This window comes from Bradyrhizobium sp. SZCCHNS3002 (genome assembly GCF_032377435.1).
Taxonomy (GTDB): Bacteria; Pseudomonadota; Alphaproteobacteria; order Rhizobiales; family Xanthobacteraceae; genus Bradyrhizobium.
Genome location: NZ_JAUHHY010000006.1, coordinates 188,633 through 212,758, shown reverse-complemented (window position 1 = coordinate 212,758; position 24,126 = coordinate 188,633). Strand labels below are relative to the sequence as shown.

Annotated in this window: 23 protein-coding genes and 2 tRNA genes; 17 read left to right on the top strand and 8 right to left on the bottom strand. The window is 63.3% G+C overall.

The window, feature by feature from the left end; translation table 11 throughout:
• Window positions 1-402: 402 nt before the first annotated feature.
• Window positions 403-1,035, bottom strand: coding sequence for a 2-hydroxychromene-2-carboxylate isomerase (locus tag QW845_RS15105; protein ID WP_315802351.1), 633 nt, complete (start codon window positions 1,033-1,035; stop codon window positions 403-405).
• Window positions 1,036-1,281: 246 nt separating this feature from the next.
• Between QW845_RS15105 and QW845_RS15100 the strand changes: the two genes are divergently transcribed.
• Window positions 1,282-1,824 carry a helix-turn-helix domain-containing protein gene (locus tag QW845_RS15100; RefSeq protein ID WP_315802350.1) on the top strand — a complete coding sequence of 181 codons (543 nt, stop codon included), beginning with the start codon at window positions 1,282-1,284 and terminating at the stop codon, window positions 1,822-1,824.
• A gap of 104 nt (window positions 1,825-1,928) precedes the next feature.
• On the opposite strand, the gene QW845_RS15095 is transcribed toward QW845_RS15100, so the two are convergent.
• Complete coding sequence (locus QW845_RS15095) at window positions 1,929-3,731, bottom strand: AMP-binding protein (protein ID WP_315802349.1); 1,803 nt, start codon at window positions 3,729-3,731, stop codon at window positions 1,929-1,931.
• A gap of 130 nt (window positions 3,732-3,861) precedes the next feature.
• Entirely contained in the window at window positions 3,862-5,058 is a 1,197-nt protein-coding gene (locus QW845_RS15090; protein ID WP_315802348.1) for an ABC transporter substrate-binding protein, read from the bottom strand.
• 657 nt (window positions 5,059-5,715) lie between these two features.
• Between QW845_RS15090 and QW845_RS15085 the strand changes: the two genes are divergently transcribed.
• The 9 genes from QW845_RS15085 (at window position 5,716) to QW845_RS15050 (ending at window position 13,178) form a co-directional block, all read left to right on the top strand.
• Window positions 5,716-6,093 carry a hypothetical protein gene (locus QW845_RS15085; protein WP_315802347.1) on the top strand — a complete coding sequence of 126 codons (378 nt, stop codon included), beginning with the start codon at window positions 5,716-5,718 and terminating at the stop codon, window positions 6,091-6,093.
• Between the two features lie 173 nt (window positions 6,094-6,266).
• On the top strand, window positions 6,267-7,334 hold the full coding sequence (locus tag QW845_RS34140) for an SDR family NAD(P)-dependent oxidoreductase (RefSeq protein WP_409997916.1): 1,068 nt from the start codon (window positions 6,267-6,269) through the stop codon (window positions 7,332-7,334).
• Between the two features lie 49 nt (window positions 7,335-7,383).
• The gene (locus tag QW845_RS15080; RefSeq protein WP_315802346.1) at window positions 7,384-7,821 is read left to right on the top strand and encodes a very short patch repair endonuclease; all 438 of its coding nucleotides are present in this window, start codon (window positions 7,384-7,386) and stop codon (window positions 7,819-7,821) included.
• A gap of 243 nt (window positions 7,822-8,064) precedes the next feature.
• The gene (locus QW845_RS15075; protein WP_315802345.1) at window positions 8,065-9,255 is read left to right on the top strand and encodes a HEPN-associated N-terminal domain-containing protein; all 1,191 of its coding nucleotides are present in this window, start codon (window positions 8,065-8,067) and stop codon (window positions 9,253-9,255) included.
• A gap of 192 nt (window positions 9,256-9,447) precedes the next feature.
• A complete protein-coding gene (locus tag QW845_RS15070) occupies window positions 9,448-9,741 on the top strand; it encodes a helix-turn-helix transcriptional regulator (RefSeq protein ID WP_315802344.1) in 294 nt (97 codons plus the stop codon).
• 20 nt (window positions 9,742-9,761) lie between these two features.
• Window positions 9,762-11,030, top strand: coding sequence for a type II toxin-antitoxin system HipA family toxin (locus tag QW845_RS15065; RefSeq protein WP_315802343.1), 1,269 nt, complete (start codon window positions 9,762-9,764; stop codon window positions 11,028-11,030).
• Window positions 11,031-11,373: 343 nt separating this feature from the next.
• The gene (locus QW845_RS15060; protein ID WP_315802342.1) at window positions 11,374-11,724 is read left to right on the top strand and encodes a hypothetical protein; all 351 of its coding nucleotides are present in this window, start codon (window positions 11,374-11,376) and stop codon (window positions 11,722-11,724) included.
• Between the two features lie 7 nt (window positions 11,725-11,731).
• The gene (locus QW845_RS15055) at window positions 11,732-12,349 is read left to right on the top strand and encodes a hypothetical protein (protein ID WP_315802341.1); all 618 of its coding nucleotides are present in this window, start codon (window positions 11,732-11,734) and stop codon (window positions 12,347-12,349) included.
• A gap of 199 nt (window positions 12,350-12,548) precedes the next feature.
• Complete coding sequence (locus tag QW845_RS15050; RefSeq protein ID WP_315802340.1) at window positions 12,549-13,178, top strand: hypothetical protein; 630 nt, start codon at window positions 12,549-12,551, stop codon at window positions 13,176-13,178.
• A 254-nt stretch (window positions 13,179-13,432) separates the two neighbouring features.
• On the opposite strand, the gene QW845_RS15045 is transcribed toward QW845_RS15050, so the two are convergent.
• A tRNA-Gly gene (locus tag QW845_RS15045) sits at window positions 13,433-13,533 on the bottom strand.
• A 659-nt stretch (window positions 13,534-14,192) separates the two neighbouring features.
• Here QW845_RS15045 and QW845_RS15040 point away from each other — a divergent pair.
• The gene (locus QW845_RS15040; RefSeq protein ID WP_315802339.1) at window positions 14,193-15,521 is read left to right on the top strand and encodes a hypothetical protein; all 1,329 of its coding nucleotides are present in this window, start codon (window positions 14,193-14,195) and stop codon (window positions 15,519-15,521) included.
• 252 nt (window positions 15,522-15,773) lie between these two features.
• Here QW845_RS15040 and QW845_RS15035 read toward each other — a convergent pair.
• Window positions 15,774-15,848 (bottom strand) — tRNA-Gln (locus QW845_RS15035).
• Window positions 15,849-16,137: 289 nt separating this feature from the next.
• On the opposite strand from QW845_RS15035, the gene QW845_RS15030 reads away from it, so the two are divergent.
• Window positions 16,138-17,916, top strand: a complete 1,779-nt coding sequence (locus QW845_RS15030; protein ID WP_315802338.1) for an acyl-CoA dehydrogenase — start codon at window positions 16,138-16,140, stop codon at window positions 17,914-17,916.
• A gap of 1,108 nt (window positions 17,917-19,024) precedes the next feature.
• Window positions 19,025-19,318, top strand: a complete 294-nt coding sequence (locus QW845_RS15025; RefSeq protein WP_315802337.1) for an HdeA/HdeB family chaperone — start codon at window positions 19,025-19,027, stop codon at window positions 19,316-19,318.
• A 125-nt stretch (window positions 19,319-19,443) separates the two neighbouring features.
• Here QW845_RS15025 and QW845_RS15020 read toward each other — a convergent pair whose 3' ends face one another.
• Window positions 19,444-20,136: a phytanoyl-CoA dioxygenase family protein gene (locus tag QW845_RS15020; RefSeq protein WP_315802336.1), complete on the bottom strand. Its 693-nt coding sequence runs from the start codon at window positions 20,134-20,136 to the stop codon at window positions 19,444-19,446.
• 78 nt (window positions 20,137-20,214) lie between these two features.
• Window positions 20,215-20,514 (bottom strand): hypothetical protein, encoded by a 300-nt coding sequence (locus tag QW845_RS15015; protein ID WP_315802335.1) that lies wholly within the window; start codon window positions 20,512-20,514, stop codon window positions 20,215-20,217.
• Here QW845_RS15015 and QW845_RS15010 point away from each other — a divergent pair.
• Window positions 20,504-20,707, top strand: coding sequence for a hypothetical protein (locus tag QW845_RS15010; RefSeq protein ID WP_315802334.1), 204 nt, complete (start codon window positions 20,504-20,506; stop codon window positions 20,705-20,707). The genes QW845_RS15015 and QW845_RS15010 overlap by 11 nt on opposite strands.
• 193 nt (window positions 20,708-20,900) lie before the next feature.
• A complete protein-coding gene (locus tag QW845_RS15005; protein WP_315802542.1) occupies window positions 20,901-21,158 on the top strand; it encodes a hypothetical protein in 258 nt (85 codons plus the stop codon).
• A 287-nt stretch (window positions 21,159-21,445) separates the two neighbouring features.
• Here the strand turns inward: QW845_RS15005 and QW845_RS15000 are convergent, their stop codons facing one another.
• Window positions 21,446-22,711 (bottom strand): DUF892 family protein, encoded by a 1,266-nt coding sequence (locus QW845_RS15000; RefSeq protein WP_315802333.1) that lies wholly within the window; start codon window positions 22,709-22,711, stop codon window positions 21,446-21,448.
• 513 nt (window positions 22,712-23,224) lie between these two features.
• Here QW845_RS15000 and QW845_RS14995 point away from each other — a divergent pair.
• Both QW845_RS14995 and QW845_RS14990 read left to right on the top strand, forming a co-directional pair.
• Window positions 23,225-23,602: a hypothetical protein gene (locus QW845_RS14995; protein WP_315802332.1), complete on the top strand. Its 378-nt coding sequence runs from the start codon at window positions 23,225-23,227 to the stop codon at window positions 23,600-23,602.
• Window position 23,603: 1 nt separating this feature from the next.
• Window positions 23,604-23,972 (top strand): hypothetical protein, encoded by a 369-nt coding sequence (locus tag QW845_RS14990; protein WP_315802331.1) that lies wholly within the window; start codon window positions 23,604-23,606, stop codon window positions 23,970-23,972.
• The last annotated feature ends 154 nt before the right edge of the window (window positions 23,973-24,126 follow it).

Sequence of the window (24,126 nt, the reverse complement as noted above, 5' to 3'; positions counted from 1 at the left end):
GCAGCCACCCCGCCGGTCGCTGAGACAGCCGGGCAATCCGGAATTCGCTGGCGGTTCTCGGACTTATGGCGATGGCCACCCAACTTGAATGGCCGCCGCCAACCTTGGATGCACCATCGGATTATGCGGTACATCCCGGCATCGATTAATAGTTCTTTTTTAGAACTCGTCAATCGAAAAGTCGCCTCTCGCGCAACAGCGATGCGGTTGAATACCGCGTGCATCGATGAGTCAGACGGTCATGGCCTTACATTTAAAATTCGAACTCATCACATTGGACCCTGGATCTTAGGATCGGTCAGAAAACCCGCCCGCACGACCGCGGGCAGCACCATTCTTCCGAAATCCGCTGCCGCTTCTGGTCCGATGGCAGGAGTCTCTGTCATAGGCCGCCTGTCTTCGTCAGGACTTTTTGGAAGCAGCCTGCCCGATCTGCTCCATGATCGAGTCCTCGACATCACGGAGCTGGTCCTTGCCGAAGAACATTTCCTGCCCGACGAAGAATGTCGGAGAACCGAATGCCCCCCGATTGACGGCATCGTTGGTTGAATCAATCAGCCTCTTCTTGACGTCATCCTGTTGCGCCCGCACCATCAGCCGACCGACATCAATGCCCGACGCCGCAAATGCGCTACGGAAAATCTCGGGATCGTCCATCTTTTTCGGCTCTTCCCACATGTGATGATAAGCGGCGCGGAAGTAGGGTTCGAACACACCTTCGAACTCGGCGGCGACCGCCCCGCGCATCAGCATCAGGGTATTGACCGGAAAGAACGGGTTCGGCTGAAATTTCGTAATGTTGTGACGGCGAATGAACCGCCGGGTCTCGAGCGCCTGATATTCCGGCTTGTTCTTGATTCCTCGAAGCGAGTCGAACGGCGACATATTGCCGGTTGCCTTATAGATGCCGCCGAGCAGAACAGGCACGTAGGTAAATTTCACACCGGTACGCTGCTCGATGCCCGGAATGGCCACCTCCGCCAGATAAGCGTTGGGGCTGCCGAAATCGAACTGAAATTCAACCTTCAGGGTCATCGCGGATTCTCCGGGGGATCGCATGGCGGACTCGGGCCACCCCGCCGCCAGCCTTGGCCAGCTCGACACTAAAGTTCTGAAATTGAACTGTCAATTTCGACGATATCAGGCGGGATTAGCCAATTTGCAGGGGGATTGTTTGAAAATTGATACCTATCTAGAATGCAGCGCTGCGGTGCCGGCTAATCGGACGATTCGAATTCGACACTTGACGGCACACTAGGCGAGCGGATTTGGAGTGCGTGAATGAAATGGAAAGAACTTGAGGACGAGCCGTGCTCAATGGCGCGAACCATCGGCGTGATCGGCGATCGCTGGACCCTTCTGATCCTGCGCGAGTGCTTCCTGCGGACGCGCCGTTTCGAGGGATTTCAGTCGGCACTTGGGATTACGCGCGCGTTGCTCGCCGAGCGCCTGAAAAAGCTGGTCCGACAAGGTATCCTGCGTCGCATTCCGTACCAGGACTCGCCGAAGCGCCACGAATACATCCTGACCCAGAAGGGCCTCGATCTCTACCCCATCATGATGGCAATCGTGCATTGGGGCGACGTTCATATGGTCGACGAGCGCGGCCGCCCCTTGCTGCACCAGCACCGCAAATGCGGAAAGGACTTCGATCCTGTGATGGTTTGCTCCGAATGCGGTGAGCCCCTGTCGGCCAAGGAGGTTCATACCCACCCGGGGCCGGGCGCTCGCGGCGCGCCGTCGGAGACGGAGATCAGCAAGATGCCTGAGGCCCGCAAGACGCCGGCAGCACGCAAGACCAAGGCGCGCACGCGCGCCGCCTGAGCTGGACGCTTGCGGGCTCTCCCCCAACCTGCAATCAAGTCGCTTCGGTAACCGCCTGGCGAGCGCAAGACCTCTGCAGCAGACGGGCGAGATCGAGACTGCGGTCACAAGCGCACGACATCCAGGTCCGGCTCGCTCGCATAGAGGCGCTCGACTTGGTCGGAGCGAACCTTCAGCACGGCGCGCTGGTTGACATAAGCCTTGTCGGTAATCTCTCCTGCTGCCATTGACGGCGGGTCCTTCAGCAATGAGAAGGAGCAAATTCGTTCACTGCTTCCGACGTTTTTATTGTAGTTGCGAAGACGATCCGTCAGAAACCGAATGACGAGCGGGTCGCAGACAAGATCGGAAGCGGGCGCTGACGAAATCCTGGCCGCCTCGGTCAGGTTCAACCAGCAGAGCAGAGCGCATGACTCGCGGTTTTCGCCTGCAATAACAATGTCCAGCAAGACGCCGCCGGTGGCGGCGAGAATTGCCGCGCGCAGATTGCCGATCGCAACCCATGTGCCGTTCGCGAGCTTGAAATTCTCGGAGATCCTGCCGGTGAAGCGCAGCCCACGCTCGGGCCTCTGCGGATCGAGAAACGAGACGGTGTCGCCGATTCGATAGAAGCCCTCCTCGTCAAAGGCCATCCTCGTCAAGTCCGGCTTGCCGAGATAACCTGAGGTCACGTTGGGTCCCTTCACCCTGACCTCGTAGGTGTCTGACACGGGAATCAACTTCAACTGAAGTCCTGGCGCGGGAAGACCGATCTCGCCCGGTTGATCCGTCGCCCAATGCGTCGTGCTGATCGTCGGAGCGGTTTCGGTGGTGCCGTAGCCCGACATCACGGGAATCCGCCGCCCCGTGATCGAGGACGTCAGCCGATACAATCGATCGAGGGTGCCGTGAGAGATTGCAGCTCCCGCATAGCTCAAGCGGTCCATTCGCCTGAAGATGCTGGCGCCGAGATCGGGGTCCCTTTCGACCGCGTCGCAGAGCATGTTGTAACCGGCGGGCACGTTGAACATGGCCGTCGGCGAAATCTCCCTGAGATTGGCAATCGTCTTGTGAAACAGCTGCGGCATCGGCCGCCCATCGTCGATATAGAGCGTCCCGCCATTCTTGAGGATGCTGTGGAGAATGACATTGCTGCCCATCGTATGATGCCAGGGCAGCCACTCCACCTGGACCGGCGCAACCGGTGGCGATACCAGCATGCTTCCCATTTGCAACGAGCTCGCCATCATCCGATGGGTGTTCAGCACGCCTTTGGGAAAACCGGTCGAACCGGACGTGAACAGAATTTTCGCAACGTCATCGCAGGACACCTCTCCCGACGCCTGCTGGAAGCCATCGCCGCTGGTTCGCGCCGTCAGGGACCGAAAAGGAACCGTATCGGGCGCCCCATCTACGCTGATCCAGGTTGCGGCGGCCAATTCGGGGATCGCCCGCCCTGCGGAAAAGTCGCGTCCACTTTGCACGAAAACGAAGCGCGGGCGCAGCACTTCCGCGATGTCCTTGAGACGCGCGAGTCCCCCAGGCATCAGCGTATAGTTCGGCGATATCGGGGCCAGAACGACCCCGATCGACATGGCCGCAAATGAGATCACCGCGTTCTCAATCGAGTTTCCGGTCAGAACGGCAAGTCTGTCCGCAGGCTTGGCCCCCATGTCGATCAGGCTCTGGCCAACGGCTTGCACCTGCGACCACGCATCGCCATAGCTGATCTCGTCCCAGCCTCCCTCGGCATCTCGCTGGGCGAGAAAAACACGATCGGGCTCGGCGCTCGCCCAGCGCGGAAGAAAATCGGTGACACGCCAATCGCAGGGCGTCCATTCAAGTGGCGATCCCAAGATCAGAGTGCCGTCCATCCTGCGCTCGATGGATACCTCACGAGGCGCGAACGTCAGGGCCGTCGTCGACATCGAATGATCTCCCGAATTGCTGATGGCCGCGGCATGCGGGTGGCGTTCAGGTTATGACCTGCGACGGTCTACCGCCCCCCTCCCCGCCGCCGGCACTGGTGCCACGTTGTGGCACCCCGGCGGCCTGATTTCACTCGGACTTCGCGTCCAGCACCTCGCCAAACGCTTCCCAGGTCGAGCCACTCCATCGTTGCAGCCGCATCTGGGTCCAAATCATGTTCTCAGCTTCGCTGGTATTCACCTTGATTCCCGGCAATGCAGTCGGGACAACGAAATCCCTGAGGTTCTTGGCCTGCGCAAGAACGTTCTTGCGGGACAGATCATCTCCGCATTGTCTCAGGATCTGCTCCAGCAGAATGCCTTGCTGGTAGCCTGTCAAATAGCTTCCGTTGGTGACATCGACGCCGGGCAAATACTTGTCGACGAAGGCACGGTAGGCCTGTATGGCCGGATCATCCTTCCAGCGTGGATCCACAACATCCTTGTTGATGGTTCCAACAATCACGCCCACCGACTTGTCGAGACCGGCCGGCGCGAGCGTGCCGCCGACCGAGCCGGACGGAAAATTGACGATCACGGTCGCCTTCCAGCCGATCACGGAAGCCTGCCGGATCGCCTGCGCAGCGAACTTCGGCGTTCCGGCGATCATCAGGGCTTCAGCGCCCGAGCTCTTCAGCGTCGTGATCTGCGAGTCCACGGTCGGCTCGGAAACCTCGTAAGAGGCGCTGAACACCCGTCGATCGTAGTCCTTGCCGAGAAAGGACTTGAAGGCGTTGACGTAGTCTTTGCCGAGATCATCGTTCTGATACAGGATGGCATATTTGGCGTTCGGCAGCGCCTTGGTCAGATACTTGGCATAAATCTTCCCCTCGGTTTCGTAGCTGACGAGGCCCGTCGTCGTCAGCGGGTAGCTGGTGACGTCAGTGAACTTCGACGAACCGCTGACGATCGCGATGCTGGGCACGCCTTTCGTCCTGAGATATTTCGCCGTCGCGGAAAGTCCGGGCGTTCCGAGCTGGCCGAACATGAACGCCACCTCATCGCTCTCGACGAGCTTGCGGACTTGCTCCACCGCCTTCGGAGGGCTGTAGGCGTCGTCATAGGCGATATAGTTGATCTTACGACCATTGATCCCGCCGCGATCATTGACCGACTGAACATAAGCCATCAGACCCTTGCCGACGAGGCCAATCGACGACGCTGGTCCGCTAAACGGGAACACCCCGCCGATCTTGATCTCGGTTGCGGATACTCCGGGCTCGTCGGCGATTGCGGGGGTGCTCATAAGCAACGACAGGACCGCAAGCCCTCTCCACGTGACCGACATTCACCACCTCCCTGACGCGCACCTCTTTGGGTACGTCATTGTGATTTGCATTCGCCGCCCCTGTTCGAGCGGGCACGGTGGCAACGCGAAGCCGATCGAGCGCGGAAGCCCTCAATCGAACCGCCCGCGGCCACTGCTCCTTCGCTGTCGATGCAAGACTACAGTTCTTTTTTCAAACTCGTCAAGCGATTCCGTTTCGTCTGTCGGAGCATCAGCGCGGCATCGAAGTCCGCTCTGATGCTACCGAGCGGCGTCGGCAGCTACGGCTCCGCTGATGTCGACCTAAGAATCTTTAATTCCTTTATTGAACTGACTTTCATATCGTTGGATCGATAGACATCAACTGCCGCGGCCGGCGCGGGACTACGGTGTGCGGCGTATCAACCGGCCTCGCCACGGCCCGATCTGGCCACCGCTTCCGGGCGCACCGTCCGAAGAGCCAGATGACCATCTACAACGTCAGGCGATCGACTAACGATGGGCCACAACAAAGTTGTGCTTGTGCTATTCATCGTTGAACTTGCTTCATTCTCGAGATCATGCACTCCTCCGGACGTGAGCGACCATGATCGGAGCGAACGCCCTCCCGCTTACGACCGCGGACATGCGCAGCCTGCTCGATCTGGACAGGCATCGGAATGAGAGGAGCTTTTCGCAATGCTCTCTACGCACGCGATAGGCCGCTTGGCGCTCCTCTTGCTTTTCCTGGCGCTCTCGCTCGGTATCGGACCCGCATCGGCACGCGACCCGGATGGTCGCTATCGCCATTCGCCGCTCCACGATTGGTTTGAGAGCCTTGAGTCCGCAAGAGGGCCGTGCTGCTCGGACGCGGACGGGATCGTGATAAAGGACGTGGAGTGGAGGACGAGCAAGGACGGCAAGCATTTCAGCGTCTATATCGCTAGAGAATGGGTCGATGTTCCAGACGACGCGGTCCTCAAACAGCCCAACCTTTTCGGCAAGACCATGGTCTGGCCCTATTATCTGGACGGGCACCCTATCGTCCGCTGCTTCATTCCGGGTAGCATGACCTAGCCGGACAACCGCCAGTGCCGATGGGGTCAGCCGACGGACATACAAGGGACCCCCACGCGCGCACCCCGTCGAACTTACAGACACATCCCTATTCGGAATTGAATAACCGATTTCGCGACGGCTGGGTTACTGCAGTCACGCGAAGACTAAAGTCGTGGATTCGCTTCTGAAGGATGGACTGGAGGTTCGGAATGAAAGTGCAGGGATCGATCGCGTTGGTCACCGGAGCAAATGGCGGCATCGGCCGAGCGCTGGTGGACGAACTGATACATAGGGGAGCGGCAAAGGTCTACGTCGGCATGCGCGATCCCAGTTCTTTCGCAACTTCGTTCGCCGACCACTCGCGCCTCGTTGCCCTTCCACTTGACGTCACCAGGTCCGATCAGATTGCGAACGCGGCTACGGCAGCGGCCGACGTCACCCTGCTGGTCAACAATGCAGGCTTTCTAGGCGGACGCGGCCCGCTCTCTGCAGACGATTTGGCACGGGCTCGACAGGAAATGGAGGTCAACTATTTCGGCCCCCTGGCGATCGCCCAAGCCTTCAAGGAAACGCCGGCCCTGAAGGGCGGAGCGCTCGTCAACATTCTGAGCTTCGTGGCACTCGTTACGATTCCGCAAGAAGGAACCTATTCGGCGTCGAAATCAGCGGCTCTCGCTTTGACCCGAAGTCTCCGAGCCGAGCTCAAGCCGCGCGGCACACAGGTCTTGGCCGTATTACCCGTTCAAGTCGACACGCCTCTCGGAAAGTCCTTGCCTGAACCCAAGCTGGGCCGAATGCGACGCGGAAGCCGATGCCGCGATCGCGGATCTCGACGCGTGGAACGGCGCGCTATCGTCCGTGGCGCGTGCCGCGGACTTCGCGAGTCCATCGGAAAATTCCTGCGCGTCATGCCGCTTCCAGCTTGTATGTCCGGCATTCTGGGAGTGGCTCGCGCGGCGAAGTCCGAACGGCGCCGCGCTGGAAACGCCCGTTGCCGTCAGCGGCCAAGTGAATTCGGTGCAACTCGGCAACGATGGAGATCTGCAGACCGTCACTCTGGCAGGCGCCGTTTCGACGGTGCCGGGGATGACCACCGTGAGCGTAGTGACCCGCCGCTCCATCCACGGAGCCTTGCCCGCGAGCAGCGTCGGCTCCGGCTGCAGAATCGTTGGAGCGGGCATACGGCGCGACGGGCGCCTCATCGCCGACTGGCCGACGCTCCTGGTGCCGTCGGATCGCGTCCCGGCGATCGGCATTAGCCTGGCCGGGCCTTGAATCTCCTCGCAGCCTAGGGCACCGATCATTTAGATGGCCAAACTCCGCAAGCTTCTTCCTCGGTACAAACGTGCGGCCCTGACCCGGAGCCAATCCATGTCCCGGATTCGGTCGACCGACACGGCTCCGGAGCGCGTCGTCAGGCAACTCTTGTCTCTCGCCGGGATCAGATACCGGCTGAACGTCCGCGACCTTCCGGGCAAGCCCGATTTCGCGAACAAGACCCGCAAGTTTGCGATCTTCGTTCACGGGTGCTTCTGGCACTCTCATGAAGGCTGCGCGCTGGCGTCCGATCCCAAATCGAACCGCGGATACTGGCGGCCGAAGCTGGACAGGACGAAGGCTCGCGATCTCGAACACCTAAGACGGCTGGAAGAACTTGGCTACCGGGTGCTCGTCGTCTGGGAATGCTCCTCGCGCAAGCCGGAACTGGCCGCTCGCGAAATCGTCGAGTTCTTCAGTTCATCCTGACGCGAGTTACCGGCTCGGCGGCGATGGCGGGCGATATCCGGTCTTCCGAGGCGGGCAGAAGGGAGCGCACCGAGCTCACGACATGACGCGCCAGCGGATTCGAGTTGATCCGTGCGCGCGAATTACTACATACATGCTCCGTCGAGCACTTCGGCCACGGCGGTGACATGACGGGAGGCTTTCTTGCCGCGCTACCGGAGTAACGACGAATTCGTCTGCGGAGAATGTTTCGGCGATCAGGGCATGAAGGATTTCTGCTCGAACCACGCCGAGCGCACAGAATGCGACTTCTGCGACGCGACCGGCGACGAGCCGATCGCCGCGCCGCTCGATGAGGTGATCGACCACATTAAGGCGACCATCTACCGCTATTACGACGATCCAGCGAACTCGGGCCTGCCCTACGAATCCGCCGAGGGTGGCTGGCAGGGGCAGACCTGGTGCACCTATGAGATCTTCGACGAGTTGGGGCTCGACTTCCCGCAGGACGTCGACAGCCGGCTTCACAACGCGATCTCCAATGGCCTCGACAATGATCTGTGGAGCGAAGCCGAACCCTACGCGCTGTCGCCGACGCAGCAGCTCAAGTTCAGTTGGGAGCGCTTCTGCGAGATGGTGAAGCACCAGCGCCGCTACTTCTTCCTGCACGAAGAAAAGAAGAAGAAGCAGTGGCCTAACAACGACGAACTTTACTCTCCCGCCGAGATCCTGCGCGCCATCTTCTCCTTCGCCGAACGCGCGGGCGCATTCGTGCCGCTGTCGGCGAGCACGGCGCTCTACCGCGCACGTTGGCAGGACAAGGGAAAGCACTACGTCACGGCCGGTACGCTCGGGCCGCCGCCGGTCGATCATGCGATCAAGACCAATCGGATGAGCCCTCCGGGCGTCGTCATGACCTATGCCGCCGAGGACCGCGACACCGCGCTCGCCGAAACGGCCGATGCGCCCGGCACATATGCGGTGGGCAAGTTCGTCAACGATCGCGAGCTGCTGATCCTCGATCTCACGCGCCTGCCTGAGGTGCCCAGCGTGTTCGCCGAACTTCCCGACACCATGGGCGACCCGCGACCGCAACTCGGATTCCTCCACAGCATCAGCAGGGACATCTCGCGCCCGATCGCACGCGACGACCGGGTTCACGTAGAGTACGTCCCGACCCAGATCGTGACCGAATACGTCCGGACCGCGGTCAAGATCGGAAAGCGGAAGATCGACGGCATCCGCTACAACAGTTCGCGGCTCCATGCCGCCACCGCGCTCGTCCTCTTCGCCGACCAGTCGAACCTCATCCTCGACAAGGACGAACGACCGGATTTCTACCGCACCGACGATCGGTGGCTGCGCTTGGCCAAGGCCACTGAGGTCAAGGTCGGCGAGAAGGACATCCAGCGTTGGGCGGCGAAGCCGAAGCATGGATTCTCGCTGGTGGCATGACGGAAAGTCGTTCGCCGGCGATCCGCGTCGCGACGACGAGCTTCGACGGCGCGGCAAAGCCGAGCCGCCGATCGTACCTTTATGTGTTTTAACTCATATCTGTACTTTATTATGTAAAACTAATATCGCGCGGAGATTGCGTAAAAATCATACCCGTCCTATATGTCTTAAACCTCATATGGGACGATCGGTATGATTTTGAAGACAATCAGCGACTTAGGATTGGCTGTCCGGGAAGCCCGCCATCGACGGAAGCTGACCCAGAAGCAACTCGCCAAGAAGCTGGGGACCACCCAGGAGTGGATCTCGCAGTTCGAGACCGGCCGCCTGGAGAACCCGAGCCTCGGAACGGTGCTAAAGGCCTTCGCCACGCTGGGGATCGACCTGAACACCGACAGTCTGTCGGGATCGGTCCGGAACGGCGACTTGGACACTGGTGATCTCGCGCTTGACGAGCCGAGCTTCCTCAAGGGACGGCGGCGATGAGCAAATTTATGAACGTCCTTATGGGCGGCGTCCCGATCGGCCGTCTCGAGCAGATGGATACCGGCGTCCTCGCCATCGAGTACGCCGATCGTTGGCTCGCAGCCGACAAGGTCCAGATTCCGCTTTCGATGTCCCTGCCTCTCGCCGCCAAGAAGCACTCCGGCGCGAAGGTGGCCAACTATCTCTGGAATCTGCTTCCGGACAACGAGCAGACCCTGCAAAAATGGGGACAGATCTACGGCGTGTCGCCGAACAGCGCGTTCGCTCTGCTGTCGAAGGTCGGAGAGGATTGCGCGGGCGCGATCCAGATCGTCACCGACGAGTGGATGGCCGCCAACGCGAATTCGCCCGGAGAGGTCCAGTGGATCGACGAGGCGGAGGTCGCGAATCGCCTCAAGCGCCTGCGCGAGGAGAGGACCTGGACGGGACGTCGCGACGGCGACCGGGGGCATTTCAGTCTCGCCGGCGCGCAGCCGAAGATGGCCTTACTGTTCGACGGAAAGCAGTGGGGCGTACCGAGCGGCCGCCGGGCGACCACGCACATCCTCAAGCCGCCAATGCCTCACCTGCGAGGCACGACCGAGAACGAGTACGCGTGCCTGCGTCTCGCGAACTACGTCGGGATCACAGCGGCTGAAGTGAAGGTCGGAAAGTTTGGCGAAGAGGTCGCAATCGTCGTCACCCGTTACGACCGCGAGATCGACAAGGACGGCGTCGTCAGACGATTCCACCAGGAAGACATGTGCCAGGCGCTCGGCGTGCATCCCGCCGTCAAGTACCAGAGCGAGGGAGGCCCCTCGATCGAACAGATCTCCAACGACGTGCTGCGCTACGCCAGCGATCCGGAAGCGGACAAGGCGGCGTTCGCCGACATGATCGCTTTCAACTTCCTGGTGCTCGGTACCGACGCGCACGCGAAGAACTTCTCCGTCATCCACCTTCCGGGGAGGCGAATGTTTCTTGCGCCGCTCTACGACGTCCTGAGCTTCGTGCCTTACGACGACGACGAACATGAGCGGCGGCGGTTGCGCATGGCGATGAAGGTCGGCGGCTATTACAAGTTCTCAGAAGTCATGCCGCGGCATTGGAGACGGCAGGCCGAACTAATGAAAATGGATCCCGACGAGATGATCGCGCGATTGGTGGCGCTCGGCGAGAAGATTCCCGACGCGCTGAGCGACGTCGTGAAGGAGGCGAGGGTCGAGGGCCTGAAAGAACCGGTGCTTGACACGATGCTGGACGGAATCTCCGCGCGCGGCAAAGCGATCGTGCAGCAATACTCGGCGTGAACGCGCCGCGCCGAGGATCATCGACGACGTCGGCGTGACCCCGATGGACGCCGTCGACGCCCGTCCGGACGCCGGAATCCGATGACCAAATAACTGTCATGAATCCCGCAGGGCTACCGCGGCCCGACCCGATCAATCAACTGCGGATCGACTGGAGCGCGCAACTGCACCTCAAATCGGTGGTTCGATTTGGTCAAGGGCCGACCGGGTGTGATCCGGGGGCGGCGGGCGTTCATCGAACCTTGATCGCCGTTTTGGCGCGACGCCGAACGGTTGCCACCTGGCCGGCTTATGGTAGCCTTCCAGTTGCATTCCCGCGCATGCGCGACCCCTGAGGTGATCCATGGTCATGATCGAGTCCGCCGCCCCCCATCCGCTCGACAGCATCTTCCTGGATTTCGAGAAGAAGTCGGGCTGGACGCTAAGCCAGCAGGCGAAGAACATCCTAAAGGAGGGTCTCGAGGCGGTCCATGTGGATACGCTCGGCCTCGGGGATTTCGCCGTGGCCGTCGACCGGGCTCCCATCGTCCATCGGGTCATCGACGCCCTGCCCGAGTTTCTGTTCGATCTCGCGAGGAAGGCCGACAAGCGCAACAAGGTCGAGACGTCCAAGCACACGATCGGCGGCGTCTTCGTCCTCCAGAACATGAGGCTGTGGGAAAGCCTCTCGGGCTGCACTTGCTGGCCGGTCTAAGCCGGCCATGAACGATGCAGCGCCTCCGCCTTTCCCGCCGATCAAAGACACGATCGACGCGAACTCCGGCCGGTTCGAGTTCCTCAAGCAGACGCTCACGCTCGGGCTCGCCGGCATCGGCGGCGTGGCGGTGCTCTTCACCGACCCGTCGCGCGTTCCGAGCGACACGTTCTCGAAGTGGGTGCTGGTGCTGGCCGGCGCCGGGCTGGTCTTCATCGTGGCCTTCGCCGTCATGGGACTCTCGGCCTACGCCAATCTGCTGACCGTCAGCGCGAAGGTCCCTCGGAATACGAAGGATGTCGAAAAATATTCGAAGGGCGTACGCGATCACGCGCGCGTCGTAATCATCGCGCTTTCGGTGGCGCTGGCCGGTACGGTCACGTTCGCGGTCAACCGGCTGTTCGCGCCGCCGACCACGCCCGAAGGCGCGGTCACGACCGCCACCGGCTTCGTCGCCAAGGAGACGAAGCTCACTGCCGACATGATCCATTTCGACAGGATGGAAACCGACAGCGACGCCTACGTCGTCACATTCACGGTGCCGACGACCGGCAACGCCTTCACCGTCCGCGTTGCGAAGAAGGATGGTGCCGTCTCGCAGGCCACGCAGCAGAAGGAGCCCTAGCGGCGGACCGTCCACGACGAGCGGTTCGCCGACGGACCGCGGCCTTGCGGCGACTCACGGCGATCGCTATAGTCTGCGCGGGCTCGCCACCTCCGACCTGTCGCCGGGTCAAACGGCTTCCACATCGACCATCCCGATCCTTTCGGACCGCGGCACTTGGCTTAATCGGCGACCCCCGTGCCCGTACCGAGGATTGCAGATGAAGTCGATCATCACTCTCAACGATATCGAATATATGAAGGATGCCCTCGGGGCATCGCTCCCCGACGTCAAGTCGTCCCACCGCGTCGAGGCGCTCGCGCGCGGCCTCGGCTGGGCGACGAACGCATCGATGCGCGCGGCGCTGGCGGCGGCGGCGGCGGAGACCGCTCCGGACGAAGGCGCCTTTCTCGACTACCTGCGCCAGCATTCGTTCGACGCGCCGAGCGGTGCGCTGCTGCAGGCGTTCGCGCAGGCCGGTCTCCGGAGGGCGATGGACCTCGCGCCTGAGCTCAGCGGCTTCGGGTACCGCGTGACGCGGGACCGCGGCGAGACGCCCGAAGAGGCGGAGGCGCGCTTCCTGAAGAACCGCGCGGAGATGCTCGGCGACCACAGCTTCGACGAGTTCATCCGCGCCGCCGTGTTCTTCTCGAAGTTCGGCCGACGCAAGTCGATGAACCGCAAGCGCAGCAGCTACGGGCTGAAGCACGACGCCGAGCGCGAGGCGGGAGACTATGTCGCGAACGGCATGCTGATCGCCGCGGCGCTGGCGCTGGGCTTCTCCGCCGAGCGGACCCACGCCGGCTCGCCGAACGCCTACTTCAACATCTCGTCGAGACGGGCCGCGTAGCCGCCAAGGTCGGACCGCGATCATCATCGTCGGCATCGTCATCGTCAGCATGATGATGCCGATGCCGGCGTGGCGTCGACGATGCCGGCGGCGATCATCGCCGCGACGATCATCCGCTCGCCGGACCTGCCGGCGCGCCATCCGCTAGATTCCGGGACGATTCTTGTACGGGGCTTGTACAAGATTTTCGCGAACGCGAGAATCCGCGACGCGGAACGTCGAGGAGCCGCCCTATTTTACAGGAGAAAGTGGACTGGAGCGGGCGAAGGGAATTGAACCCTCGTATGCAGCTTGGGAAGCTGCCGTCCAAAGGTTCGCGCTGCCTTTGGATTTGCATCCTGGCAGCCACGCTCGCCGGGTGCCATTGCCGCCCCCCGGATCCGAAGAGCAACATTTCAACCGTTTGAAAAACCGTTTTAGTTTTCAAAACTCAAACGGTGATTTTGGCTAAGTGCTTGATTTGAATGGCGCGCCCGGAACGATTCGAACGTCCGACCCTCAGATTCGTAGTCAGCTTCTCCGTCTGGCGGCGATCCGGTTCGCCGCGGCAATCACCGCCCACGCTCGGCCATTCTCCACCGCAACAGGAAGCGTCCGCGGGGCGGCCGTCTGCGGAGCTTGCTTCACGCCTCGCACCAGCAGTTGACTTAGCACCCTTCGTTTCAACTCTAACGTATCCAATTCTTCGACTGCTCCCGACCGCCATTGCGTTGCTCGCGTCATCTGCCATTGCGCTTAGAGGACGTCTCGTCCGGCAAATCGGCGACGGAGAACAGTGGCAATGGGTCGGGCTGCCATAATTCCAGCGGGGTCTTGGCCACGCCGCATGCCCGCTGCAATTGCGGCCGGATATTGCGGCGAGCCGACCGTCGAAGCATTTCTCAAGCGAGTCGGTTCGGAGTATCCTCGACCACGGGTCAAGGATGGGAGACGTCAGCTGTGGTTGCGAGACGATCTGGACCGAGCGATCGCACCGGATCTGGTGCCGGCCGACCTCGCCGAGGATTTGTGACGTTGGAACGTCCGTTGCCGCGTTTCGTGGAAACGCGTCGGCTCGTCGACGGCTCGCTCGCATTCTACTTCCGGATTCCGACCTATTATCGCGGGATGGGCTGCAGCATGGCCAATGAACCGCTGGGGACGAGATATGAGGTCGCCTGCGGAGAAGACGGAAAAGGCGGACGCGCTTCTGCCCTCAACGGCTTGTTCGACGAGTGGAACGCGCAGCGCAAAGGAGAGCCGAGCGAACAGGGAAAGATCGCGCGCTATGGCACGATCGACTGGCTGTTCAGGCAATACAAGACGGAGAAGGCCTACACCGAGAAAGTATCGCCCCGGTCGCGGCCCGATTATGAGCGCATCATGCAGATGATCTGCGACACGGTCGGCAAGAGCGGCCGCCGGGTCGGCGAACGACAGATCATCGAAGTGACACCGAGAGCTGCCGACAAGATCTACGAAAAGATCATCGATGGCCCGAACGGCCTGAGGCTTCGCCAAGGAGAGAAGGTCGTCGGGCTCTGCCGCAAGGTCTGGCGCATCATGCGTCGACTGCACCCCGAGCTGTTCGACAAGAAGCATCCAAATCCCTGGGACGACTTCACCCTCAGAAGCCGTACGAAGACCAGGAAGCATGCGGTCACGCGCGAGGAGGTCTATAAATTCGCCTGGGGCTGCGTCAAAGAAGGTCGGCCCGAGCCGGCGGCCGTCGCGGTGATCTGCTTCGAGTGGCTGCAAAGGCCTGAGAACGTCGTGGCGGGCTTCCTGACGTGGCCGGACTATCGCAGCAAGCAGTGGCCCAACGCCGTGCGCATCGAGCACCACAAGAACAAGGCACTGGTCTGGCACCCACTCGAAGAAGTGGTCGATGGCGAGACCATCAGGTTCTACTCCGAAGCCGAGGAGATCCTGAGTCACTTGCCGAAGATCGGCGTTCCAATGATCATGCGCCGGATCCAGCGAGGCGAAGGCAAAGGCAACGCCAAAGTTTGGTCCTACCCCGGCATGGAGAAGCTTGTGCAGCAGATGCGCAAGAAGATCGATGGGGTCTCGGAGCTGTTCACGCTCGATGCTTGTCGTCATGGCGGCATGACCGAACTCGAGGAAGCAGAACTGACTGATGGCCAGGGCCGCGCGCTCTCGGGTCACAAGACGGCACAGGCCTATCGCGGCTATGCCAAGGAAACGATGCAGCGCGCCCTCGCCGCGACCCGCAAGAGACATGCGCATTTGCTGACGCAGAAGCAGCTCGACCCTATCAGCCCCGTGCGAGACGAAGAGGCTGTGGAGCTTGGCGCGGCGCCCCTCGGCACGACAGCGAACCGGAAGGCCGATCGCCGCTGATAGCCGCGGACCAACGGCAACTTCAGCGCGCAGGCGCCCCATCATCACCCGCAGCATGCCCAAGACGTCCATCTCGACGGCGACCGCGTAACGCGGACGCGCGTGTTGAATGCGCTGCCTTGGGGGGGCGAGCTCGGGCGAAAAACGAAACCAGCACAGAATTTCCAAATGAGGGGGGTACCGAATTTCCAAATGCGCGAGCGCGCAAGCCGGCCGCATGTGATTTTATGCAACAACATCATGGGACTAGCCTGGCTGGGGCGGGAGGGATCGAACCTCCGAATGGCGGAATCAAAATCCGCTGCCTTACCGCTTGGCTACGCCCCATCAGGCTCGGCGGATCGGCGTAGCGTGGAGACGCCCGGCGATTCCGGATCGGCGTCCGTGGTCTACAGAGCGCGCCCGCCCATTTCAACCGCCGGGCGGCAGGAATTTTACGGCGCGCCCAAGTGATCCGGGGCTGCCGCCAATTCGTCAATTTGGACAAGCTCTTATCCCGCCCGTCCCGAGCCGCCGCGGCGGCCTGCCGCAACGACTTGCGAAAAAGTTGAGACCCGGCCGGTTTCATGGGATGACGGCGGCCAAACCGGCAAATTTCGACCCCCGAGGACACGCCATGACCTATCGCGCCCCGCTCAACGACATGCTGCTCGCCCTCAACCACGGCGCCGGGCTGAAGGCGGCGGTCGAGGCCGGCCATTACGGCGATTTCGACCCCGACATCACCGCCGCCGTGCTCGAGGAAGCCGGCAAGTTCGCCACCGACGTGCTCGCCCCGCTCAACACGATCGGCGACAGGAACGGCGTCAAGCTCGCCGACAAGAAGGTGACGACCGCGCCGGGCTGGCCCGATGCCTACAAGCGCTGGACCGAGGCCGGCTGGAACGCGGTGTCCGGCCCCGAGGCGCATGGCGGCCAGGGCCTGCCGCTCGCCATCAACGCCGCCTGCACCGAGATCTGGAGCGCCTCGAACGTCGCCTTCGGCCTGTGTCCGCTGCTGACACTCTCCGCCATCGAGGCGCTCGACGCGCATGGCAGCGACGAGCTGAAGGACATCTATCTCGGCAAGCTGATCTCCGGTGAGTGGACTGGCACCATGCAGCTGACCGAGCCGCAGGCCGGCTCCGATGTCGGCGCCTTGCGCACCCGCGCCGAGCGCGCCGCCGACGGCACCTACCGCATCACCGGCTCGAAGATCTTCATCACCTATGGCGATCACGACATGACCGACAACATCGTGCATTTCGTGCTCGCGCGGCTGCCGGACGCGCCGGCCGGCACCAAGGGCATCTCGCTCTTCCTCATCCCCAAATTCCTCGTCAACGCCGACGGCTCGCTCGGCGCCCGCAACGACATCTATGCCAGCGGCATCGAGCACAAGCTCGGCATGCACGCCTCGCCGACCTGCACCATGACGATGGGCGACCATGGCGGCGCCATCGGCTATCTCGTCGGCGAAGAGAATGCCGGCATGCGCTGCATGTTCACGATGATGAACCAGGCGCGGCTCGGCGTCGGCCTCGAGGGCGTCGGCGTCGCCGATCGCGCCTATCAGCAGGCGCTGGCCTATGCGCAGGAGCGCAAACAGGGCCGCGCCGTCGGCAGCAAAGGCACCGGCTCCGATGCGATCATCGCCCATCCCGACGTCAAGCGCATGCTGATGCAGATGCGCTCGCTGACCGCCGCCTCGCGCTCGATCTGCTACGCCACCGCCGTCGCGCTCGATGTCGCCGTGCGCGCCAAGGATCCGGCCGTCCGTGCCGAGGCCGCCGCGCGCGGCGCGCTGCTGACGCCGATCGCGAAGGCCTTCTCCACCGACATCGGCAACGAGGTCGCCTATCTCGGCGTGCAGATCCATGGCGGCATGGGCTTCATCGAGGAGACCGGCGCCGCACAGCACTATCGCGACGCCCGCATCACCGCGATCTACGAGGGCACCAACGGCATCCAGGCGATCGACCTGGTGACGCGCAAGCTCGGCGCCAATGGCGGCGCCTCGGTGTTCAAGCTGCTCGACGAGCTCACCGAGATCGTCCGCCGCGTCGAGGCCTCGAACGATCCGGCCTTCGGCACCACCGGCGCCAAGCTGCGCGACGCGCTGGGCGCGCTCGACCGCTCCAGCCGCTGGCTGCTGGACAAGCTCGGCACCGCGCCGAACGACGCGCTCGCCGGCGCCACGCCTTACCTGCGCCTGTTCGGCTCCGCGCTCGGCGGCTGCATGCTCGCCAACGAGGCGCTGGCCGCGCGCAGCGAGAACGAGACCGACGGCGCCCGCCACGTCGCGCTGGCCCGCTTCTTCGCCGAGACGTTCGCGGTGCAGGCGCCGTCGCTGGAAAAGACCGTCACCGATGGCGCCGACGCCGTGCTCGCCGCGGAGGCCGTGCTGGTGGCGTGAGGACTCGAGCCACACAATGTGCTGGTGGCGCGACATGCGCCACACAAAAGGTGTCGTCCCGGCCTTGAGCCGGGACCCAGACTCACCGGCGGTCATGGCTTGGCCCAATCGCTCCTCCATCGTGCCCCGCACTCCTCCCTGGGGTTATGGGTCCCGGCTCAAGGCCGGGACGACAGTTGAGGTTGTGGCCGCGCCCTGCCCCGCACTACGTCATTGCAAACTTTGTGGCGATGAAGGTCGTTTCTTGCGCAGGCCGTCTACTCGGAATTCCGTCATCGCGAGCGCAGCGAAGCGATCTAGGGTCGAGCAAGGACTCTGGATTGCTTCGCTGCGCTCGCAATGACGCCAGGCGCACAGTCCCGATCCACACTGCCATACAAAATGCCGCATCAGATGAGCTCGTGATGAGATGAGCATCCGCGCTCTCGCGACGCGCTGCGCGCCCGAGTGATCCCCTTGAGTCCCGCCCTCTCCAGATGGAGGGCGCGAGGAAGGCCGGACCTCGGCTGAGGCCCGTGGCCCGCCTGCAGAAAAAAAGCAGGCGGCAGTCACCACAGGTACAGCCGGACAGACCCGGCCTTCCCCGCGCGATGGTTTTAACGGGCTATAGCGCGCTCTTCCTGGTGCACCGGGCTTTCTGGCCACCATGTCGCGACGACGCGCTCTCGCGCATCGCGCTGGATACTAGCATCGGAGTATCAGAACCACACGCCTTCACCGTCCGCGAGCCTGACGTTCGTCCGTGCTATCAGCACGCCGCCCGCCCGCGTCCACCGCATCCCGCTGCAAACGTCCGTGACGACCGCGAACCGTCCCCTACCGTGCAACGGGATGCGCGGACCATAATGCTGATTTGGGGAAGCCGCCAAGCGATTTATGTTTTTCGGAATCCATTGACACCACGGCTTCGGATCGAGGTGAGTTGCCCGACGGGCGCATCGGATCGCCGCACCCAACCGCCGCATCCTTGACTTCTGAGCGCGCTCCGGCCAGTGCTACCACTGCCGCTCGCCGCGACCGGGACCACGTCTTTCAGCTCGGTCTGCGAAGGGATTGGTAACGCTCTGCATAGTTCATTGTTTTCATCATATCCGTTTGGAGACGCCCCATGAAATCGCTCGTCGCTCCTCTGTTCACCGCGGCCGTTCTGCTGTCCCCTGCTCCGGCCTCCGCCGTCGTGCTCGATCTCTCGACCATGAGCTGCAAGCAGTTCGTCGAAAGCGGCGACGACACCATCAAGATGGTGCTGATCTGGCTGGACGGCTGGTACAAGGGCGACCAGGACGAAGCGCTGTTCGACACCGAGGAGTTCGTCGCCAACGCCAAGAAGTTCGGCACCTATTGCGCCGAGCATCCCTCGGTCAGCATTGTGACGGCCGCGGAGAAGATTCTCGGCAAGTAACAGGCCATCGACGAATTGCTGAAGCAGGCGGCGTAGGGCGGGTTAGCGACAGCGTAATCCGCCGTCTCGCCGCTCCTCGAACGGCGGATGACGCTGCGCTTATGCCCCTGCTCCGTCGGGACGGCTCATACGCCCAACCAGATCAGCCCACCCGGCAACTCGTCCGCCGTAAAGTCGACCTGCAGCACGCGACGATGTCCGGGCTGCACGGACGGCTCCGACGCGTGCAGGATCGGTGTCGCATACAGCCAGATGTCGCCCGGCTCGGCGCGGCATACGGCGGTGCCCCAGCGCGCGACGACGACGGGCGCATCGGCTTCCGGGATGCGACCGAGGCGGTGCGAGCCGGGGGCGATCAGGAGCGGCGCGTTGCCGTCAGGGACGGCGTCGAGATGGACGCGCAGGGTGACCATTCGCGCGAGCACCTCATAAGGCGGCGCGACGTGCTGCAGGCCGCCTTTGATCGTCCAGGGGCCGAAGCCTGCGACCTCGATGCGGTCACGGACCACGATGGTGCGGTCCTGATGCCAGGGCACCGCCCAGTTGGCCTGCGCAGTCTTATCGAAATAAACGGCGCGAACCGGGCGCGTCGCGTCCCCAAGAACGGCGGCGGCGGCGCGGCCGACCGGACCGTCATTGGCGAGAAAGGGTGTCAACGCTGCCACGCCGTGCAGACGCGTGCCGGCCTGCGCTGGTGCGTGGCCGGACAAGGCCGCGACAAGTCCGCGCAACGCCGACGCATCGAGCGACGCCGGCAAATGCACCGCACCGGCGTCAGCAAAGCGGGACTTCTGGAGAGAGGAGAACTCGACGGTCATACGCGCGTGAGATTAGAGCGCACCCAAGGCGTTTGGCAATCGCCAGTTCGGCGACAGCGCAGCGGGGCACGGACACAATCAGACGCAACTCGTCGCGCCAGCTCCGCGCTCTCGTTGCGTTGAAGAAGCAAGCCGCGCGGCTCGCGCGGTTGGTCCCTCTTCACGCGAGAGTCCCATGTCGATCAGCTCCGTCAGTTCTCCTCTCTCCACGGTCTCGGCCCAGGCCACCACCGCCCCATCGTCCACCACAGCAACTTCGTCGACGACCGCCACGGCCTCGTCGTCGGCCACGAGCCCGGCCGACGGCGCATCGCAAAGTTCCTCCCGCAGCGGTGGCTCGTCTTCGAGCAAGGCAGTGGTCAGCGAGGTGTCGATCACGCTCGATGGCGTCACCACGACAACCATCACCTATTCCGACGGATCGACCGAGGTGACCAAGACCGCAGCCGCATCGGACAGCAGCAGCAAGGGCGCGGAGGGTTACAATGCGCAAGGCTACAATGCACAAGGCGCTTCCGGAAACGGCACGAGCGGCGGCACCGGCACGTCAAGCCAGAGCATGACGGTGTGAGCCGTCGTGCATCCGCGATGGCCTGACTAACAGTTCCCGCGCGGAACCGTGGCGTATCGGCAGTCGGCCGTGACACTGCGGTGACGCCGCCAAGCAACACTGCGCGTCAGACTTCGCGATCGGGCGATTGTTAATTTGCGCCGCCGGCACGATTCACTGCTGTTAGCAAGCAAGGCAATCAGGGGGGATGTCGATGTTGCGGGGCGTGATGGCTGGGGGGCTGCTGATCCTGGCGATGGGATCGGAGCTTCAGGCGGCGGGCGAGTCAGGTGCGGAGACGCGGATGTCGTGCTCAGATGTCCGTTACTACGTCGAGAAGTACACGGCCGAGGTCGCCGAGATGTATGCGCGCAGCCGCGGCGCCACCGACGCGCAGATCAACCGTGCCCGGCGCTGCCTGACGCCGGTGCATGCCCGGCGCGCGGAGCGGTGGCGGACGTCCGCAGAATAAGTCGAGCCGCTGCGGCACGCGATCGCAGCGTTGGTTACTCCGTCATGCCCGGGCTTGTCCCGGGCATCCACGCGGTTCTCAGCGCGCGGTATGACGTGGATGGCCGGGACAAGCCCGGCCATGACGACGTGGAGGGAGACGAGCACATAGCTGCGATGTTCGACGCGAGCCTTGCCTCCAGGGAGGTCGGCCGCTGCGTAGAAAATAGGGCGGGTTAGCCGAAGACGTAACCCGCCATCTTCGCTGGAAAACGGCGGATGACGCTTGCTCATCCGCCCTACTCCCAATCACGCCTGCTCGATCGCGGCAGGCATCTTGGCGACGGACATCAGCGAGCGGGCGACCTGGTTGAGGAGCTGATCGGCGTTCTCCTCCTCGGCCAGCGACTTCGACAGCAGGGCGACGACGGCGCTGTGGCGGAGCTGCTGGGCGAGATTGCGCGCGGTGGTGTAGCCGGACATCTCGTAATGCTCGACGCGCTGGGCGGCGCCGATCAGCGCCAGATCGGCGGCGGCATCCTCCTTGTCCTCGCCTTGCGCGATGATCTCCTGGCCTTCCTCGACCAGGCCCATCATGCCCTTGCAGGGTTTTGCCCGCGGCGTCTTGCCGAGCAGCTCGAAGCATTCGTTGATGCGCTCGATCTGCGCCTCGGTCTCGGCCAGGTGCTGCTCGAACAGTTCGCGGAGCTGATCGAAGCGCGCGGCCTCCGCCATCTTCGGCAGCGCCTTGGTGAGCTGCTTCTCGGCGTGGAGGATGTCGCGCAGCTCCTCGATCAGGAGATCGCCGAGGCCGGCCTCGTCGGCCGGCGGCGAGCTCTCGGTGACGATCGCATTGGCCGCGCCGTTCTCGGCCTGGATCGCCGGCGATTCCGTGAACACCCAGTCGCCGCCCTCGTTCCAGGGACCGCGGGTGTCGATCTCGCCGTGGTCGCCGGTGCCGGTGGAATCGTTGAAGAACTGATCGACCAGGCCCGGCGTCGGCGCGATGCGGCCGATGCTGAAGGCCGGCTTGTTCATGCTCTCCAACGCCAGCGCGAACGCCTTCATGTGGGTGATCTCGCGCGTCATCAGGAACTGCAGCGCGTCCTTCGTGCCGGCATCGTCGGTGAAATTGATCAGCCGCTCGTAGACGATCTTGGCGCGGGCTTCGGCGGCGATGTTGCTGCGCAGGTCGACGTCGAGCTCGCCGGTGATCTTGAGATAGTCCGCGGTCCAGGCGCTGCCCTGCGAGTTGAACAGGTTGACGCCGCCACCGCCGGCGATCGCGATCAGCGGATCGGCCTCGGCCGCCTCGCGGTCGAACTTGGCGGGCTTGAGATGCATGCGGGCGAGCGTGCCGACGACCTCGAGATGGCTCAGCTCCTCGGTGCCGATGTCCATCAACAGGTCCTTGCGATCGGGGTCCTCGCAATTGAGGCCCTGGATCGAGTACTGCATGGCGGCGGCGAGTTCGCCATTGGCGCCGCCGAACTGCTCCAGCAGCATGTTGCCGAAGCGCGGATCGGGCTCGTCGACACGGACGGTGAACATCAGCTTCTTGACGTGGTGATACATGGAAGGCCTCGGACGTTTGCGGGGACGGCAAGCAAGGTCCGAACGGCCGGGCATCACGGTTGTTCCTTACCTCCGACTGATGGCCTTGCGCGTTCCCGCCGGCCGCGCGGCCCGGCAGACCGGCCACGGCACGAAGGGTCGGGGGGCCGCGTCAAACCAGCTCCCCCGCCGGCCAGGTCCATATGCACGCCGGAACGCACTTCACACCTGGGTTGCCGGCGTCATCGGCGCTTCGCGCGTTCGTGCCAGGGATCCGCAAGAGGAACCTGCCGGGGGTCAGCGCATGCGCCGCCGGGCGCCGGCTACTGCGCGACATCCTGTTGGCAGCTGAACGATGGCCTCTTGCTAAGGTTTTCCCTGCTCGCCTAAGCTGTTCCGCTGGAGAGTGACATGTTGATGCGAACACCGGCCAGGGAGAAGCCAGGTCTCGGCGAGCGAGTCCGCCGGGTCATCGAGCGACTCCGCGACCACGCATCGTCGTTTACGCTATCATCGCCCGCGAATGGGGCGACAGTGCGGAAGCCCTCCTACGTCGTCGAAGAGGAGCCTGACGACAGCAACATGGATGTCGCGCTGGCGGCGCTGATCGACCAGATCGAACGTCCCGCGCGGACGCCGCCGCCGCGATTTCCAGGTCTGGCACGCATCACCTCATCGCGTCAGGCGCCGCACATCCCGGTCTACGAGCGGCCGCCTTATTTCGACGTCGCGCCACGCCCCGTCGAGGTCGAGCCGCGGCGGATGCCCTATGATGAGCCAGCCGAGCGGATCGTGCCGGAGGACGAGCTGTCGGAGCTGCGCAAGGATCTGATGAGCGCGATCTCGGCGCGACTCGGATCGCCGGAGGATCATCTGGCGACGATCAGGAACCTGCTGAGGTCGGTGAAGTAGGATGTGGGGCCGCAGCAACATCGGCAAGACGGTCGAGGAGCTGACCGATCATCTGCGGCTGGTCGATCACGTGCGCGCGCTGCAGGACGGCCAGAAGGAGATCGCCGAGGCGATCCGGGCGGTGAACCAGCGCCTGACCTCGATCGAGGCCGAGTTCAGGGTGCTCAAGGCCGAGACCCAGCGCGACGCACTGCGCGAAGTGCAGCACGCCGTGCAGGGCGTTCAGGGCTCGGTCCATGACGAACTGACGCGCATGGCGACGCGGCTGGTGGTGCTGGAGCAGGCCCTGCGGCGCGAGGCCGTCCGGCAGCAGGCTCCGGCCGCTGCCTCGCGCGCAGCGCCCGTCCCCCGGTCCGACGGCGCCAAATAGGCGGCAGAGGCGGATCGATCGCGTGCGGCCGGTCGCGCCACGACGGGGCAGCCCGACGCCCGCGGGCCCTGCGGCGCGCCCAAACGCCGCGAGGCGCGTTGAGACATTGTTAACCCGGCGGCGCGAGCCTCGCGGCGGACCTCACGCACGAGGC

What these genes read in the sequence shown, in the direction of transcription:
- QW845_RS15105 (WP_315802351.1), bottom strand. Translation starts at nt 1,035, where the DNA reads ATGACCCTGAAGGTTGAATTTCAGTTCGATTTCGGCAGCCCCAACGCT.
- QW845_RS15100 (WP_315802350.1), top strand. Translation starts at nt 1,282, where the DNA reads ATGAAATGGAAAGAACTTGAGGACGAGCCGTGCTCAATGGCGCGAACC.
- QW845_RS15095 (WP_315802349.1), bottom strand. Translation starts at nt 3,731, where the DNA reads ATGTCGACGACGGCCCTGACGTTCGCGCCTCGTGAGGTATCCATCGAG.
- QW845_RS15090 (WP_315802348.1), bottom strand. Translation starts at nt 5,058, where the DNA reads ATGTCGGTCACGTGGAGAGGGCTTGCGGTCCTGTCGTTGCTTATGAGC.
- QW845_RS15085 (WP_315802347.1), top strand. Translation starts at nt 5,716, where the DNA reads ATGCTCTCTACGCACGCGATAGGCCGCTTGGCGCTCCTCTTGCTTTTC.
- QW845_RS34140 (WP_409997916.1), top strand. Translation starts at nt 6,267, where the DNA reads ATGGACTGGAGGTTCGGAATGAAAGTGCAGGGATCGATCGCGTTGGTC.
- QW845_RS15080 (WP_315802346.1), top strand. Translation starts at nt 7,384, where the DNA reads ATGGCCAAACTCCGCAAGCTTCTTCCTCGGTACAAACGTGCGGCCCTG.
- QW845_RS15075 (WP_315802345.1), top strand. Translation starts at nt 8,065, where the DNA reads ATGAAGGATTTCTGCTCGAACCACGCCGAGCGCACAGAATGCGACTTC.
- QW845_RS15070 (WP_315802344.1), top strand. Translation starts at nt 9,448, where the DNA reads ATGATTTTGAAGACAATCAGCGACTTAGGATTGGCTGTCCGGGAAGCC.
- QW845_RS15065 (WP_315802343.1), top strand. Translation starts at nt 9,762, where the DNA reads ATGGGCGGCGTCCCGATCGGCCGTCTCGAGCAGATGGATACCGGCGTC.
- QW845_RS15060 (WP_315802342.1), top strand. Translation starts at nt 11,374, where the DNA reads ATGGTCATGATCGAGTCCGCCGCCCCCCATCCGCTCGACAGCATCTTC.
- QW845_RS15055 (WP_315802341.1), top strand. Translation starts at nt 11,732, where the DNA reads ATGAACGATGCAGCGCCTCCGCCTTTCCCGCCGATCAAAGACACGATC.
- QW845_RS15050 (WP_315802340.1), top strand. Translation starts at nt 12,549, where the DNA reads ATGAAGTCGATCATCACTCTCAACGATATCGAATATATGAAGGATGCC.
- QW845_RS15030 (WP_315802338.1), top strand. Translation starts at nt 16,138, where the DNA reads ATGACCTATCGCGCCCCGCTCAACGACATGCTGCTCGCCCTCAACCAC.
- QW845_RS15025 (WP_315802337.1), top strand. Translation starts at nt 19,025, where the DNA reads ATGAAATCGCTCGTCGCTCCTCTGTTCACCGCGGCCGTTCTGCTGTCC.
- QW845_RS15020 (WP_315802336.1), bottom strand. Translation starts at nt 20,136, where the DNA reads ATGACCGTCGAGTTCTCCTCTCTCCAGAAGTCCCGCTTTGCTGACGCC.
- QW845_RS15005 (WP_315802542.1), top strand. Translation starts at nt 20,901, where the DNA reads ATGTTGCGGGGCGTGATGGCTGGGGGGCTGCTGATCCTGGCGATGGGA.
- QW845_RS15000 (WP_315802333.1), bottom strand. Translation starts at nt 22,711, where the DNA reads ATGTATCACCACGTCAAGAAGCTGATGTTCACCGTCCGTGTCGACGAG.
- QW845_RS14990 (WP_315802331.1), top strand. Translation starts at nt 23,604, where the DNA reads ATGTGGGGCCGCAGCAACATCGGCAAGACGGTCGAGGAGCTGACCGAT.